Source organism: Variovorax saccharolyticus (assembly GCF_030316765.1).
GTDB classification, from domain to species: Bacteria; Pseudomonadota; Gammaproteobacteria; order Burkholderiales; family Burkholderiaceae_C; genus Variovorax; species Variovorax saccharolyticus.
Genome location: NZ_JASZYT010000005.1, coordinates 238,538 through 253,941 on the forward strand (window position 1 = coordinate 238,538; position 15,404 = coordinate 253,941).

11 protein-coding genes are annotated in these 15,404 nt (G+C 68.8%); 5 read left to right on the forward strand and 6 right to left on the reverse strand.

The window, feature by feature from the left end:
- Positions 1-11: 11 nt before the first annotated feature.
- The 4 genes from QTI45_RS17395 to QTI45_RS17410 all read left to right on the forward strand — a co-directional run bounded on the left by QTI45_RS17395 (position 12) and on the right by QTI45_RS17410 (position 10,282).
- Complete coding sequence (locus QTI45_RS17395; RefSeq protein WP_286655314.1) at positions 12-2,405, forward strand: arylsulfatase; 2,394 nt, start codon at positions 12-14, stop codon at positions 2,403-2,405.
- A complete protein-coding gene (locus QTI45_RS17400) occupies positions 2,402-3,799 on the forward strand; it encodes a DUF1254 domain-containing protein (protein WP_286655315.1) in 1,398 nt (465 codons plus the stop codon). Before QTI45_RS17395 ends, QTI45_RS17400 begins: the two co-directional genes overlap by 4 nt.
- 71 nt (positions 3,800-3,870) lie before the next feature.
- Positions 3,871-7,659: an autotransporter outer membrane beta-barrel domain-containing protein gene (locus QTI45_RS17405; RefSeq protein ID WP_286655316.1), complete on the forward strand. Its 3,789-nt coding sequence runs from the start codon at positions 3,871-3,873 to the stop codon at positions 7,657-7,659.
- 127 nt (positions 7,660-7,786) lie between these two features.
- Positions 7,787-10,282 carry a penicillin acylase family protein gene (locus tag QTI45_RS17410; protein ID WP_286655317.1) on the forward strand — a complete coding sequence of 832 codons (2,496 nt, stop codon included), beginning with the start codon at positions 7,787-7,789 and terminating at the stop codon, positions 10,280-10,282.
- Positions 10,283-10,303: 21 nt separating this feature from the next.
- Here the strand turns inward: QTI45_RS17410 and QTI45_RS17415 are convergent, their stop codons facing one another.
- Genes QTI45_RS17415 through QTI45_RS17425 form a run of 3 tightly spaced genes read right to left on the reverse strand, consistent with a single transcriptional unit; the run spans position 10,304 to position 11,686 of the window.
- Complete coding sequence (locus tag QTI45_RS17415) at positions 10,304-10,777, reverse strand: GNAT family N-acetyltransferase (RefSeq protein ID WP_286655318.1); 474 nt, start codon at positions 10,775-10,777, stop codon at positions 10,304-10,306.
- 25 nt (positions 10,778-10,802) lie between these two features.
- Positions 10,803-11,240 carry a YeeE/YedE family protein gene (locus QTI45_RS17420; RefSeq protein WP_286370413.1) on the reverse strand — a complete coding sequence of 146 codons (438 nt, stop codon included), beginning with the start codon at positions 11,238-11,240 and terminating at the stop codon, positions 10,803-10,805.
- A gap of 11 nt (positions 11,241-11,251) precedes the next feature.
- On the reverse strand, positions 11,252-11,686 hold the full coding sequence (locus tag QTI45_RS17425; RefSeq protein WP_286370414.1) for a YeeE/YedE family protein: 435 nt from the start codon (positions 11,684-11,686) through the stop codon (positions 11,252-11,254).
- A 113-nt stretch (positions 11,687-11,799) separates the two neighbouring features.
- Between QTI45_RS17425 and QTI45_RS17430 the strand changes: the two genes are divergently transcribed.
- Positions 11,800-12,204: a PPC domain-containing DNA-binding protein gene (locus QTI45_RS17430; protein WP_286655490.1), complete on the forward strand. Its 405-nt coding sequence runs from the start codon at positions 11,800-11,802 to the stop codon at positions 12,202-12,204.
- 27 nt (positions 12,205-12,231) lie between these two features.
- Here QTI45_RS17430 and QTI45_RS17435 read toward each other — a convergent pair whose 3' ends face one another.
- Genes QTI45_RS17435 through QTI45_RS17445 form a run of 3 tightly spaced genes read right to left on the reverse strand, consistent with a single transcriptional unit; the run spans position 12,232 to position 15,369 of the window.
- Entirely contained in the window at positions 12,232-13,248 is a 1,017-nt protein-coding gene (locus QTI45_RS17435) for a Bug family tripartite tricarboxylate transporter substrate binding protein (protein ID WP_286655319.1), read from the reverse strand.
- Positions 13,249-13,274: 26 nt separating this feature from the next.
- Positions 13,275-14,702, reverse strand: coding sequence for a sensor histidine kinase (locus QTI45_RS17440; RefSeq protein WP_286655320.1), 1,428 nt, complete (start codon positions 14,700-14,702; stop codon positions 13,275-13,277).
- 1 nt (position 14,703) lies between these two features.
- The gene (locus tag QTI45_RS17445) at positions 14,704-15,369 is read right to left on the reverse strand and encodes a response regulator (RefSeq protein ID WP_286370417.1); all 666 of its coding nucleotides are present in this window, start codon (positions 15,367-15,369) and stop codon (positions 14,704-14,706) included.
- Positions 15,370-15,404: the final 35 nt, after the last annotated feature.

A 15,404-nucleotide genomic window follows, 5' to 3' on the forward strand; every position in this document is an offset into this window, starting at 1 on the left:
GGAGCAATGCGATGGCAAAGAAGGCGAACCCTCCCGAATCGCGCCAGCAGGCCGCCGCCGGCAAGGCGCCCGCGAGCGGCACGCCCGCGATCCTGCCGCGGCCGGACTTCCACTTTCCCGGTGAGGTCGGGCGCACCTTCCTCGATTCGGACCCGGCCCGGTTCCCCAAGCCGGTCCAGGCGCCCAAGGGTGCGCCGAACATCGTCCTGATCCTCATCGACGATTGCGGCTTCGGCCAGTACGGCACCTTCGGCGGCGGCATCCCCTCTCCCACGATGGACAAGCTGGCCGCCGAAGGCCTGCGCTACAACCGCTTCCACACGACCGCGCTGTGCAGTCCCACGCGCGCGGCGCTGATCACCGGACGCAACCACCACTCGACCGCCTTCGCCGGCATCACCGAACTGGCGACGGGCTACGACGGCTACACCTGCATCCTGCCGCGCAGCTGCGGCACGATGGGCGAGGTGCTGCGCCAGAACGGCTACATGACGGCCTGGGTCGGCAAGAACCACAACACGCCGACATGGGAGACCAGCATGGCCGGGCCCTTCGACCGCTGGGCCAATGGACTGGGCTTCGATTATTTCTACGGTTTCAATGCGGGCGACATGAACCATTGGAATCCGATCCTCTACCAGAACCGTGATCTGGTGCCGGCCTCGACGGACCCCGACTACCACCTCACGACCGATCTCGCCGACAAGTCGATCGCCTGGGTGCGCCAGGCCAAGAGCGTCGCACCCGACCGGCCCTACTTCCTGTACCTGGCGACCGGCGCGACCCACGCACCGCACCACACGCCGGAGGACTGGATCGCCAAGTTCAAGGGCCAGTTCGACGGCGGCTGGGACAAGTACCGCGAGCAGACCCATGCCCGGCAACTCAAGCTCGGCGTGATCCCGAAGGGCACCCGGCTCACGACCCGCTCCAAGGGGCTGCCGGCATGGAGTTCGCTCAATGCCGACCAGAAGCGCCTGTATGCGCGGATGATGGAAGTCTTCGCGGGCTATGCCGCGCATTGCGACTTCGAGCTGGGCCGCGTGGTCGAGGCCTGCAAGCAGCTGCCCGATGCCGACAACACGATCTTCATCTACATCGCGGGCGACAACGGTGCCAGCGCCGAGGGCGGACTCGAGGGCTCGCTCTGCGAGAACATGTTCTTCAACGGCTTCTCCGAGAAGTGGCAGGACAACATCAAGGCGATCGACGAGCTGGGCGGCCCGAAGCACTTCAACCACTTCCCGTCCGCGTGGGCGCATGCAATGAACACGCCCTTCCAGTGGACCAAGCAGGTGGCGAGTCACTTCGGCGGCACCCGCAATCCGATGATCATCTCGTGGCCGGCGCGCATCAAGGACAAGGGCGCCCTGCGCGATCAGTTCCTCCACACCATCGACATCGTGCCGACGATCTACGAGCTCTGCGGCGTCACGGCGCCGGCCGTGCTGAACGGCGTCGTGCAGAAGCCGATCGAAGGCAAGAGCTTTGCCGACACCTTCGACAGCGCCGACGCCGGCAGCCCGCGCAAGACCCAGTACTTCGAGCTGGGCTGCAATCGCGGCCTCTATCACGACGGCTGGATGGCCTCGTCGCCGTCTTTCGTTCCGTGGGATCCGAACCGCCAGGAATGGGACCCCGACAAGGCGCCCTGGGAGCTCTACAACATCGAGGAGGACTTCTCCCAGGCCAACGACCTGGCCAAAAAGCATCCGGATCAGTTGCGCAAGCTGCAGGATCTCTGGTGGGTGGAGGCCGCCAAGTACAACGTGCTGCCGCTCGACTGGCGGGCCACCATCCGCATGAACGCCGAGCTGATGGGGCGCCCCAGCCTGATCGCCGGGCGCAGCCGCATGACCTACTACCCCGGCACCATCGGCCTGCCCGACGCCGCCTCGCCCGCGATGTGCAACAAGTCGTGGACCATCACGGCGGAGATCGCGGTGCCCGCGGGCAAGGCGGAAGGAATGATCGTCACGCACGGCGGCCTGGAGGGCGGCTACGGGCTCTACCTGCGCGACGGCAGGCCCACCTTCGTCTACAACTACCTGAGCATCGACCGGCCGACCTTCACGGCCAAGAGTGCGCTGCCACCGGGCAAGGCGACCCTGGTCGTCGCCTTCAAGTACGACGGGGGCGGGATGGGCAAGGGCGGCACCGTCACCATGAGCGCGAACGGCAGAAAGATTGCCGAGGGCCGCCTGGAGCGGACGATCCCGATCCAGTTCTCCCTGGGCGAGGGACTGGACGTCGGCATGGACATCGGCTCGCCGATCGACTTCAGCTACAAGATGCCATTCGCCTTCACGGGCAGCATCGAGAAGGTCACCGTCGAGCTGGGTCAGCTGGCGGCTGCACCCAAGGCGGCAAGCGCACGAGCGGCAACGCGGAGGAGCGCCAAATGAACCGGCCGCCGGTCTCGCCCGGTTGGGCTCGCGCATTGCCACCCGCTCCCGACGCGCGCGTGAGCATCACCGAGGCGTACGCGGCCCACGTTGCGCGCGATGTCTTCTTCTGGGCCTGGCCGCTGGTCAACCTGTACAACCGCCGGCTCGCCTTCTCGAAGATGAAGGAGCAGCGCTATGCCGGCCCGCTGCTCGAAGCGCCGCTCAACCGGCTGACCATGCTCAGGGACTATGTCGATCCCGAGGAGCGCAATGTCGCGTGCCCGAACCAGGACGTGGTCTACGGGCTCGGCATGCTGGCGCTGGATGTGTCGCCGGTGGTGCTCCAGGTGCCGGATTTCGGCGACCGCTTCTGGGTCTATCAGGTCGTCGATCTGCGTACCGACAGCTTCGTGCAACTTGGAAAGATGCACGGCAGCAGCCCTGGCTTCTACCTTCTGGTCGGGCCCGACTGGCGCGGCGAGGTTCCAAGGGGAATCACCCGCGTGTTTCGCGCATCGAGCCAGACCGGCCTGGTCGCGCCGCGCATCTTTCAGGACGATACGGCGCAGGACAAGGCAGCGATCCAGGCCGTCCTGACCGGGATCATGATGTATCCGCTTGCGGAGTACGACGGGCAGATGAAGCACATCGACTGGAGCAAGCTGCCCAAGGTGCCGGGTGGCCCGCCCGGCGAGGAAGAGACGCGATGGGTCTTGCCGGAGAGATTCTTCGATGAGCTGCCCGATGTCCTGGCCGATGCGCCGCCGCTGCCGGGCGAAGAGGCACGCTACGCGCAGGTGCTCGCGGTGCTGGCTGCTGCCAAGGACGATCCGAAGCTGAAGCAGGCGATGATCGAAGCGGCCAGGGACGCCGAAGAGAAGCTCGTGAATCCGTTGTTCCAGTTTCGCAACTACGGCCTGCGGCTGCCGCACCACTGGCGCACGATCTCGAACGAATCGGCCTTCGGCAGCGACTATTTCACGCGGACTGCGGTTGCGAAGTCCAACATCCTGGTCAACTCGCCCGACGAGACCAAGTACTTCTACCAGGACCTGGACGAAGCGGGCCAGAGGCTCAACAGCGCGAACCGGTACACGGTCAGCTTTCCGAAGGATGGCACGCCACCGGTGAATGGCTTCTGGTCGCTCTCGATCTACAACGAGCACCATTTCTTCGTCGCCAACCCGATCGGTCGCTTCTCGGTCGGCACCAAGAACAAGGATCTCCAGCTGGCGGCCGACGGCTCGCTCACGATCCATGTCCAGACCGAAGCGCCCACCGACCCGGTGCAACGAGCCAACTGGCTGCCCGCGCCGAAGGGCGACTTCTCGCTCTATGTCCGCGCCTACTGGCCGAAGGTCGCGGCCATGGACGGCTCCTGGACACCACCGCCTGCCCGGCGAATCGACTAGGTGTGCGTCTGCTCTCCCAAGGCCATCCGCGTCGCCTTCGCCTCGCCGCATCCGGCCGCGAGATGAGTCGCGTGTCGACGGGGGTCGTCACCGGTGCGCTGGCCTGCATGATTCCCGGGCCGGCCCTGGCGGACTGCCTGCCCAACCCGCCGGCCAGCGGCCAGACCGTCACCTGCAGCGGACCCGCCCCCACGACCGTGCCGCTCGATGCGTCCGCGGCTTCCGGCGTGACGGTCAACGTCAACGCCGATGCCGTGATCACGGGCAGCGGCAACCTGATCGTGCTTGGAGCAGGCGCCCAGCTCAACAACTTCGGCAGCATCGAGCCGGTGTCCACCGGCGCCGGAAACATCGGCGTGGTGGCTCTCGGCGACAACAGCACGCTGCGCAACTTCGGGACGCTCGCGACCACCGGGTTCAATTCGCTGAGCTTCGTCAGCGTCGGGAACAACAGCGTCCTGCGCAACGAAGCGGGGGCGAGGATCACGATCTCGGGCGACCTCGCCACCGGCCTGATCGCCTCCAACAACGAAGGAAATCGCCTGGTCAACGCCGGCCAGATCACATTGAACACCTTCCAGGGCGCGGGGATGTTCGCGCAGGCAAGCAATCGATCGGAACTGACGAACACCGCGACCGGCGCGATCGAATCCAATCTGGACGAGGCCTTCGGCATGGCGGCCATCGGCGGCACCGGCCATGCGTTGCGCAACGAGGGCAGCATCGTCACGCGGGGCCAGGGTTCGCACGGGATGCTGCTCGGCGAGGCGACCAACTCGACGCTGGTCAATGCCGGATCGATCACCACCTCGGGCGGCAGTTCGGAAACGGTCAACCGTGCGTTCGGCATGTTCGTGGCGGGCGGCCAGGGCAACACCCTGCAGAACACGGCCAGCGGCGTCATCACCGCCAGCGGGATCGGCTCCAGCGCCATCGAAGTCGCCGGCAGCGGCGGCAACCTGCTGCGCAACGACGGGACCCTGAACGTGGGCGGCACGGGTGCGCACGGGCTCTTCGTGCTCTCCGGCGCGGGCAACACGCTGGACAACCGCGGCATCGTCAACACCAGCGGTCAGCGCGGCAACGGCATGCGCGCAGACGACGGCGACAGCAGCTTCTTCAACAGCGGCGAACTCCTGGTCGGCGGCAGGGATGCATTCGGTGTCTTCATGCAGGGCAACAACAACACGCTGGTGAACAGCGGGACGATCCGGGCCTCGGGCATCAATGCCGACGGGGTGCTGTCCAACACCACGGCGGGTGGCTTCGTCGCCAGGATCGAGAACACGGGCTCCATCATCAGCGAGCGCGGTTTTGCGGTGCGGGGCGTGAACGGCCAGGAGACCGTGGTCAATGCCGGCGTCATCCGCAGCGATGCCGGAACCGCGATCGACCTGCGCGCCGGTAACGACACGTTGATCCTGCGTGCGGGCTCCGTGATCACGGGGCTCGCCGACGGCGGTACCGGCACCGACCGCGTGATCCTGGAAGGGGCGGGCACCGCCTCCAATGCGTTCGCCAACTTCGAGACGCTGCGCATGAGCGGCACCGACTGGACCTGGTCGGGCAGCGGCACATTCAACGACACGCAGATCGAGAGCGGCGTGCTGCGCGTGAGCGGGACCCTGACCAGTCCGGTGACCGTGCAGGCAGGAACCCAGTTGCGCATCGGAACCGGCGCGGCCAGCGGCACCGTGGCAGGCAGCATCACCGACAACGGCGCGGTGGTCTTCAACCGCAGCGACGACCTGAGCTACGGCGGCGTCATCGGGGGCACCGGCAGCCTGACCCAGCAGGGCCCCGGGACCCTGACCCTGACAGCGGCGAACAGCTATTCGGGCGGCACCACCATCGCTGGAGGCGTCCTCGGCGTCGGCGCCGACGCCAACCTCGGTGCCGCGAGCGGCGGGCTGACGTTCAACGCGGGCAGCTTGCGGCTCAGCGGCTCGTTCGACACGGCGCGCCCGGTCACGCTCAATGCCGGCGGCGGAACCATCGACACAGCCGGAACGACCAACGCCTTCTCCGGCGTGATCTCGGGTGCCGGCGCACTCGCCAAGGCGGGCAGCGGAACGCTGGTCCTGGTCGCCAACAACAGCTACGCAGGCGGCACGACCATCGCCGGCGGCACGCTGCAACTCGGCAACGGCGGAACCAGCGGCAGCGTGGCGGGCGACATCCTCAACAACGCCAACCTGGTCTTCAACCGCTCCGATACGCTGACCTATGCCGGCATCGTCAGCGGCACCGGCTCGATGAGCCAGCAAGGGCCGGGCCTGCTGATCCTGCCGGGCCATCACAGCTATTCCGGCCCGACGACCGTGCAGCAGGGGGCCTTGTGGGTCAACGGTTCGATCGCCTCCGCAACCACCGTCGCCGCGGCCGGCACGCTGGGCGGCACCGGCACGATCTTCGGCAATGTCCTGAACCGGGGCGTGGTCGCGCCGGGCAACTCGATCGGCACGCTGACCATCAACGGCAACTACGTCGGGCAGGGCGGCGCAATCTTGCGGATCGAGTCGCAGGTGGGCAACGATGCCTCGCCCACGGACAAGCTGGTGATCGTCGGCGGCACCGTCACGGGTTCGACCGCGATGCAGGTGGTCAATCTCGGCGGTACCGGCGCGCTGACCACGGGGAGCGGCATTGCGGTGGTCCTGGGGGTCAATGGCGCAACGACGGCGGCCGGAGCGTTCTCGCTGGCCGCGCCGGTGGCAGCCGGGCCCTACGAGTACCTGCTGTACCGTGGCGGCATCACGGCGGGCACGGCCGAGAACTGGTATTTGCGATCGACCGCGCCGGCGACCCCGGTCGCATCCGTGGACATGCCCGTGCCGCCGCCCGTCCCGCAAGTGGCGCCGGGCTCTCCGCCTGTGCCGGCGGCCGCAGCGGGCCAGCCGCCGAGGCCGCTCTACCGTCCCGAGGTCGCCGTGCAGGCGGCTCTGCCGCCGCTCGCTGGCGAACTGAGTCTCGTGACCCTCGGCACCTTCCACGAGCGGCGCGGCGAGCAGGGGCGCCTGAGCGGCAGCGGGCCGTTGGCTGCAGGCTGGGGTCGCGCGTTCGGCCAGTCGGACGAACAGCGCTGGTCCGGCGATGTGAGCCCCGAATTCGACGGCAGCATGTGGGGCGTGCAGCTCGGCGTGGACCTCTACGGCATCGACCGGACCGATGGCCATCGCGACCGTTTCGGCGCCTTCTTCGGCCATGGGCAGGCTCGCGGCGATGTCCGGGGAACGGCGCTGGGCCGGTCGAACACCCCGGTCGGCCGGATCGAACTGGAGAACAACAGCCTCGGCGCCTACTGGACGCACATCGGCCCTTCGGACTGGTATGTCGATGGCGTCCTCATGCAGAGCTGGCTGGATGGCGACCCGCGCTCGAACCGCGGGGTCGGGACGAGCACCGACGGGAATGCCTTCACGGCCTCCCTCGAAGCCGGCTATCCGATCGTGCTGGGCCGCGGCTGGACCCTCGAACCGCAGGGGCAGCTCATCTGGCAGCGCGTGTCGCTGGACGGCACGCAGGATCGCTTCTCGACGATCGCCTATGACGACCACGAGGGTTTCACCGGGCGCCTCGGCGTGCGCCTGCAGGGCTCGCTGCAATGGGGCGGAGCCGCCTGGCAGCCGTGGCTCAGGGCCAACCTCTGGCGCGGCGCGCACGGCACCGGGTCGGTCGTTTTCGGCGGCGTGCCGATCGCCACGCGCGGCGACGCCACGGCACTGGAGATAGGCGCCGGCATCGATGTGCAGATCACAAAGGCAGTCGGCTTCTACGCAACAGCCGGCTACACCACCAGCATCGACGGCGATCGCCGCAAGAGCATCGGCGGCAACGCCGGCGTGCGGGTGGCCTGGTAGACGAAGCGCACGGTCATCGCATCTCCCACCGGTCGACCAAGACCCGCGGGAAGGGTATTCCATGACTTGTAATTGATTCATGTCTAAAGGAATATCGTGCCAGTCCCCAATGTGACGAGGAACGATGATGACTGGACGCTTCAATGGGCTCGTGGTGCTGGCAATCGGCTGCACTGCGGCGCTCGCTTCATGTGCCGGTGGCGGCAGCGCCCCGCTGGCGCCTCTTGCGGCAGCTCCGGGTGGACAAGGAGCGGTCGCGTCGAAGCTGACCATCAAGCGCGACACCTACGGCACGCCGCATGTCTACGCCGACAACACGCACGACCTGTTCTACGGCTTCGGCTACGCGGTCGCGGAAGACCACCTCTATCAGCTCGAGATGGCCAAGCGCTCGGGCAACGGAACCGTCGCTGCGGTGCTCGGGCCGCGCTATGCCGCGACCGACATCGCGACCCGCTCGGGCATCGACCCGGCTTCCGTTCGAAGGCAACTCGACGCGCTGTCGGCAGAAGATCGGGCGATGTTCGATGGCTATGCCAAGGGCGTGAACGCCCGCGTCAGGGAAGTCCTGGCCAACAAGACCGAACTCCTGCCAAGGGAGTTCGTCGACGCCGGCTTCGAGCCCGGCAGCTGGAGTTCCGAGGATGTGGCCCTGGTCTGGATCGGATTGATCCTGAACCGGTTCTTCGGGGGGAGCGCCGAAGTGGCCAACCTTGCGCTCTTGAACCAGTTGAAGGCGGAGAAGGGCGCCTCCGCAGGTCAAAGCATCTACGACCAGATGCGCTGGCTGGAGGACCCCGCTGCCCCGACCATCATCCCGCGGCCAGGAGCCGTTGCCTCTGCCCGGCAGGGCTCCGAGGCCACAGGCGATGCTCGTCTGGCGCTGCGACCGATATCGCAGTCCGGCGCTGCTTCGCATCGGGCATTGCAGGTGGCGGCCCTGGGGCTCGCGGCGACCGAGAACATGCCGACCGCGAGCAATGCGTGGGTGCTGGGGCCTTCGAGATCCGCCGACGGCACCGCCATCCTCTACAACGGGCCGCAACAGGGCTTCAACAACCCGTCCTTCGTGACGGCGATCGGACTGCATGGCGCTGGCTATGACCTGACCGGCATGACGCCCATCGGCCTTTTGCCCGTGCTCTTCGGGACCAACGGCACCATCGCCTGGGGCTCCACCGTGGGCTCGCTCGACACCAACGACACCTACCAGGAGCAGTTGAATCCGGCCAACCGCTACGAGTACCGGTTCAAGGGCCGGTTCATTCCCATGGAAAAGCGCACGGAATCCATCAAGGTGAAGGGCGAGGCCGACCGCAGCTTCGACGTCTACTCGACGGTTCACGGATTCGTTCAGACCTGGGACCTTGCCAACCAGACGGCCTACAGCGCGAAGCGCTCATGGGAAGGCGTCGAAGTCGAGACCATGCTGGGCTGGGGCAAGGCCGCGCAGGCCAGGAACTGGAACCAGTTCATGGCGCAGGCAGCGCGCGTGAGCGCATCCATCACATGGTTCTACGCCGACGTCGACGGCAACATCGGCGCCGCCGGCCTGGGCGCATTGCCTGTCCGGCCCGCGCAGCAGAACATTCAATTTCCCGCGCTCGGCGACGGCAGCATGGAGTGGCAGGGCCGCCGGCCCTTCAGCGAGAACCCGAAGGCCTACAACCCGGCTCAAGGCTACTTCGTGAGCTGGAACAATCAGATTGCGGCAGGCCTTCGCGCCGACGGCGCCAACTTCTCGGCGGTCGATCGCGTCAACGAGCTCGGCGTGCAGCTGGCGGGCCCAGCGAAGTTCACGCCGGAGCAAGCCTGGAGCATTGCGGGCAACGCGGCGGTGGCCGACCTCAATGCGCGCTACTTCGTGCCCTACATCAAGGCTGCCACCGCGTCGCTTCCCGCGTCGGACCCGGTGCGCAAGGCAGCCGACGCCCTCGTCGCCTGGGACATGCGCCTGCAGGACACCAACAAGGACGGCCAGTACGACGGCCCCGGCGTGACGATCCTCCAGGCCTGGCTGAAGGCGATGACCGTGGCGGTCCTCAAGGACGACCTGCCGGCCGGCGTCTTCAACTCCCTGGTCGACCTCGGGTATGCGCCGCTGGCGGGCGGTGCCCCGGGAAGCCTGCAGCCTGCCCGGGCCTCCAAGCTCCTCTTCAATGCCCTCCAGGGTGCTTCCTCCGGCGTTCCGCAGCGCTACGATTTCCTGAGCGGCCAAACGCCGGACAGCGTCGTGCGTGCCGCGCTTTCGACAGCGGTTGCAGAGCTGACCACCACCTACGGCGCCGACCCGGCCAAGTGGGTCACGCCGTCCGCAAGGCACCGGTTCTCGAAGACGAATGCGATCGGCGTGCCGTGGGCCGCCGAAGACCAGGAGACCCCGCTGTACCAGAACCGCGGGACCGCGGGATTCCGTGTGGTCCTGCGAAAGGACGCGGTCGAGATGTGCTCGCTGATGGCGCCGGGCCAAAGCGGATTCGTGAGCGCAAGCCTCGGCAGGACCAGGCACTACGACGACCAGCTGCCGCTCTTCGAGACCAACTCGTGCAAGCAGGACGCGGTGGGTCGGGCGCAGGTCGATGCACGCGCGAAGGCGACCAGGACGCTGACCGTGAGCCCCTGAAGCCGCCGCGAGGCGGAGCGCTCATCCGCGCTGCTTCAGATCCTTGCGCATCCAGGCATTCTCGAGCGTCACGCCCCGAAGGACCGGGCATCGCCGCTCGACCACATGGAAGCCGTGGAGAGCAAAGAAGGGTTCGGCCGTCTTGCTGACGTCCGAACTCAGCTCGGCCAGGCCGAGCGCCTCGGCCTCCTCGTGAATGCGAGCCATCAGCCTCGTCCCGATGCCTTGTCGCGGATGGGCGCCCGAGACGAAGAAGTGGTCGATGTAGCCGTTCTGCTGGACGTCCGCGTAGCCGACGATCTCGTCGCCGAGCTCGGCGACGAAGGGATTGATTCCCCGAACTCGCCGGGCCCACAGCCCGGTGTCGAGGTCCGCCGGTGCCCATGCCTCGACCTGCTCCGGCGCGTAGTCGCGGGAAGCGATCTCGTGGATGGCCGTGAAGTAGACGCGGAACAACGCAGCTTCGTCACCGGGCCTGAAACGACGAATCTCCATGACGTCCGCGCGAGGTGGACAGGACCTAGGAGGCATCCGCGACCGCCGGCTGCCCGCGGCGCTCGAGTCGCTCGAAGCCGCCCATGCCGGCCAGCATGGCGACCACGAAGACCAGCGCCTTGCCTTCGCCCATGCCGAGCGCGACGAGCGCCGGGCCCGGGCAGAAGCCGGCGATCCCCCAGCCGATGCCGAACAGGACGCTGCCGAGCACCAGGCGGCGATCGATGTCGCGCGAAGCCGGCAGTCTCATCGGTGCCCCGAGGACCGAGACCGTGCGCTTGCGCGCGACGGCGAAGGCGATAGCGCCGACGGCAATCGCGCCGCCCATCACGAAGGCCAGGGACGGATCCCAGGCGCCGCCCAGGTCGAGGAAGCCGAGCACCTTGGCGGGATCGGACATGCCCGAGACGATGAGGCCGAGGCCCAGCACCAGTCCGGCGAGCAGGGCAGTGAAAACGGTCATGGCGGGATTTCTCAGAGGGCGAGCAGGTGGCGGATCAGGAACACGGTGGCGAAGCCGGCTGCCATGAAGGTGGCCGTCGCCACCAGCGAGCGCGGCGACAGCCGGGACAGGCCGCAGACGCCGTGGCCGCTGGTGCAGCCGGAGCCAAGGCGCGTGCCGAATCCGACCAGCAGGCCGGCGACGACCAGGGCGCCGAACTGGGCGTCGATTTGGGGTCGCGGGAAGGCCGCGAACAGTGCATGGACGCACGGTGCGCCGACCAGTCCGGCCACGAAGGCGAGGCGCCAGGCGAGCTCGCCCCTGGCCGGTCTCAGCAGGCCTCCGAGCACGCCGCTGATGCCCGCGATGCGGCCGTTCAAAAGAATGAGCATCGCGGCAGCGATGCCGATCAGGATGCCGCCCGCGAGGGCGGACCAGGGGGTGAACTGATTCCAGTCGATGCGCATCGGGCTTCCTCGGGCCGCGGGGACGGCCAGGCAGCGAGGATAGCGAATGCGGGGTGTGTGTCGTGGCCGTCGTTCGCGGCATGATGTGCGGCATGGCCGCCTCCGACCTCCCTCTGCAGACCCTGCCGGTTCGCCTTCGCCCGGGCGACGATCTGCGCCGGGCGCTCGAGGCCGTCGTTGCGGGGCAGGGCGTCGAGGCGGCATTCGTCCTGTCGGGCATCGGAAGCCTTCGTCCGGCCGAGATTCGCCTCGCCGGCGCCGAGGACGTCCTGAAGATCGACGCCGATTGCGAACTGCTCACGCTGTCCGGCAGCATCGCGGCGCGCGCCTCGCACCTGCACATGAGCGTGGCCGACGCGCAGGGGCGCGTGGCGGGTGGCCATGTCTGCTACGGCTGCACCGTGCGCACCACGGCCGAGGTGCTGCTGGCGCTGCTGCCCGCGTGGCACTTCGCGCGCGAGTTCGATCCGGGCACCGGCTGGGCCGAGCTGGTGGTCAGGCGGCGCGGCGAAGCCTGAGGTCCGGCGCCCCCGACGCGGCCCTGCCTATCGACCCCAGCGCCGCAGCCCCAGGTCGGCCGCCACGTCCTTGTAGCGCGCGAGGCTCGCCATCACATGGTCTTCCAACGCCGCGCCGGTCAGCGAGAAGGGATAGAGGCGATGGCGTTCGCGCAGGGCCGGGTAGCCCGGTGCGGCCATGGCCTCGGCGAAGGCGTCGATCCATCCGCGGGCGGCCGCTTCGGCGACATCGGCGCTCATGTAGACGCCACGGACCGTGGGCCATGCGAGATCCACCTTCTGCGCGCGCGCCGTGGGGATGCCGGCCAGCCCGCCGCCCAGCGCGGCATCGGAGAGCACTGCGAGGATGCGAACCGCCGCGCCGCCCGCGATCGCCTGCAGCGCTTCGGCCGCGTCGCCGGGAAACACGTCCACATGCTTGCCCTGCAGCGCGCTCAGGGCATCGCCGCCGCCTTCGAAGGACACGAAGCGCATCGACTTGTGATCGCGCCCTGCCGCCCGCAGCAGCAGCGCGGCCTTCACCCAGTCCTGGCTGCCCACCGTTCCGCCGGCGCCGAACACGACCTTGGATGGCTCCTGGCGCACGACCGCCATCAGGTCCTGGAGCGATCTGTAGGGAGAGTCCCGGTGCACGGCGATCACGCCGTAGTCGGTGCCGAGGGCGGCGATCCATCGTGCCGCCGACGGCGAGTGGGGCCCGAAGCGCCCTTGCGCGATGTTGAGCAGCGACCCGCTGGAGAAGGCCACGAGGATCGCCGGACCGCCCATCCGGCCCGTGGCGATGCGGTCGAAGGCCACGGCGCCGATGCCGCCGGGCAGGAAGCGCTGGCCCAGCGGCGGGCGGCTCGGCCGGACCACCTGCAAGCCGTCCCGCGCCAGCGCGCAGGTCAGGTCGAAGCCGCCGCCGGCCTTGGCGGGAATCACGCATTCGGCGGCGGCCAGGCTGGGATCGTCGGCGGCGCCGGCCGCGGTGCCTGCACCGGCCAGCAGCACGGCGGGCAGCGCGCGCAGCGCCTGGCGTCGGGTGGGTTCCAGCGTGGACATGGTCGGCGAGTCTACGGTTCGATGCCTTAGGCGCTGCGCACAGGCCACCAGAGCGTGGCGTGCAGGCCCCGCGTGCCTTCGCGCGCCTTGAGTTCGAGATCGCCCTGGTGCCGTTGCGCGATCGAGCGCGCGATCGCCAGTCCCAGTCCCGATCCGCCCTTGCCGGCCCGCGCGCCGCGAACGAAGCGCTGGCCGAGCGCGGCGCATTCGGCCTCGCTCAGCCCGGGGCCGTCGTCCTCGACCGTGATCCGCCAGCCCCGCTGCTCGGCGCCGGCCAGCAGCGTGATGGTGCCGCGTGCCGGCGTGTAGGCGATCGCGTTGACCACCAGGTTGCTCAGGGCCTCGCGCAGCAGGCCCGCATCGGCCACGGCACGCAGCCCGCTGGCCGGAGGATGGATGCCGAGGTCGATGTGCTTGGCGCGCGCCAGCGGCAGCAGGGCGACCGCGACCTCGCGCAGCAGCGGCTCGAGCTCGACCTCCGCGAACGCCAGCGACACCGTGTCGCTGCGTCCCAGGGCGAGCAGCTGCTGGGTGCTGCGCGTGACGCGGCCGATCTCGACGCCGAGGGCTTCGAGCGCCGTGCCGACCTTGGCCGGGTCCTGTTCGCGCTGCGCATAGTCGACCTGCATCTGGAGCGTCGTCAGGTGGGTGCGCAGCTGGTGCGAGGCATCGTCGAGGAAGCGGCGCTGCTGGGCCACCAGCTCCTGCGTGCGGGACATCTGCTGGTTGACCGCCTCGACCAGCGGCCGGATGTCCGCCGGCAGATCGGATTCGTCGATGCGCGTCAGGTCGTCGGCCTTGCGCGCCTGGACCTCGCGCGCCAGCCGGGTCAGGGGCCGCAGCGCAGCCGCCAGCGCCACCGCGGTGCTCAGCAGCAGCAGCGCCAGCACCAGGCCGTCGCGCAGCGCCGCCCGGCGCACGAAGCGCGAGGTGAATTCCTGCCGCGAGCGGGTGCTCTCGCCGACCTGGATCAGCACGCTGCGCCCCCGGCTGCCCGCCGGCGTGCGATCGAGGTCGCGGCGATAGGCGGCGAAGCGGACCGATTCGCCGAAGTAGCTCGCGTCGTAGAACACCGGAACCCCGGGCACCAGCTCGCCCGCCGGCTCGGGCAGGTCGGCGCTGCCCAGTTCGACCAGGCCGTCGGAGGTCGCGACGCGGAAATAGACCTGGCCGCTCGCGGTCAGCTCGAAGAACTCGAACAGCGTGTACGGGAGTTCGACGGCCAGGCCGCCCGAGGCGGTCGAGATGTTGGCGTCGATCGATTTCAGCGCGCCGAGCACCGACCGGTCATAGGCCGCGTTGGCGGCTTCGAGGGCATCGTGCCGCGTCATCCAGAGCTCGACGCAGGTCACCAGCAGCAGCAGCGGCAGCAGCAGCAGCGCGAGGCGTTGCCGCAGGCTCGCGCGCCGGATCCGGTCGGCGGCGGCGGCCAGGGGGCGCGGCAGGGCGCTCAAATCAGCCGGCCTCCAGCGCGTAGCCCAGGCCGCGCAAGGTCGTGATGCGGACCCCGCTGCCGTCGAGCCGCTTGCGCAGGCGGTGCACGAACACTTCGACCGCCTCGGGATGCACGCTGTCGTCGTCGGAAAACACGCGGTCGAGGATCTGCTGCTTGGACAGCGGCTCGCCGCTGCGCTGGGCCAGCACCCGCAGCACGGACAGTTCCCGCGGCGACAGCGACAGCGGCTCCCCGTTCAGCAGGAACTGCCGGCGCGTGCCGTCGTACACCAGCGGCCCGCAGGCGAGCCGGGGATGCTCGACGCCCCGGGCCCGCCGCACCAGCGCATGCAGGCGGGCCTCGAGTTCGGCCAGCGCGAAGGGCTTGGCGAGGAAATCGTCGGCGCCGGCGTTCAGCAGGTCGACGCGCTCCGACAGCGAGTCGCGCGCCGTGAGGATCAGCGTCGGCAGCCGCTGGTCGCGCTCGCGCAGGCGCTGCAGCACCTCGTGGCCGTCGAGTCCCGGAAGCCCGAGGTCGAGCACCAGCGCGTCGTGGTCATGCTGCTGCAGTGCGCGGTCGGCGAGGCGGCCGTCGTCCACCCACTCGACCTGGATGCCGGCGTGCTCGAGCGCCTTGCACAGCCAGGTGCCCAGCGTGTGTTCGTCTTCGGCCAGCAGGATGCGCATGGCGCGATGTTAGAGCCTGGCTCTCGGACGGCGGG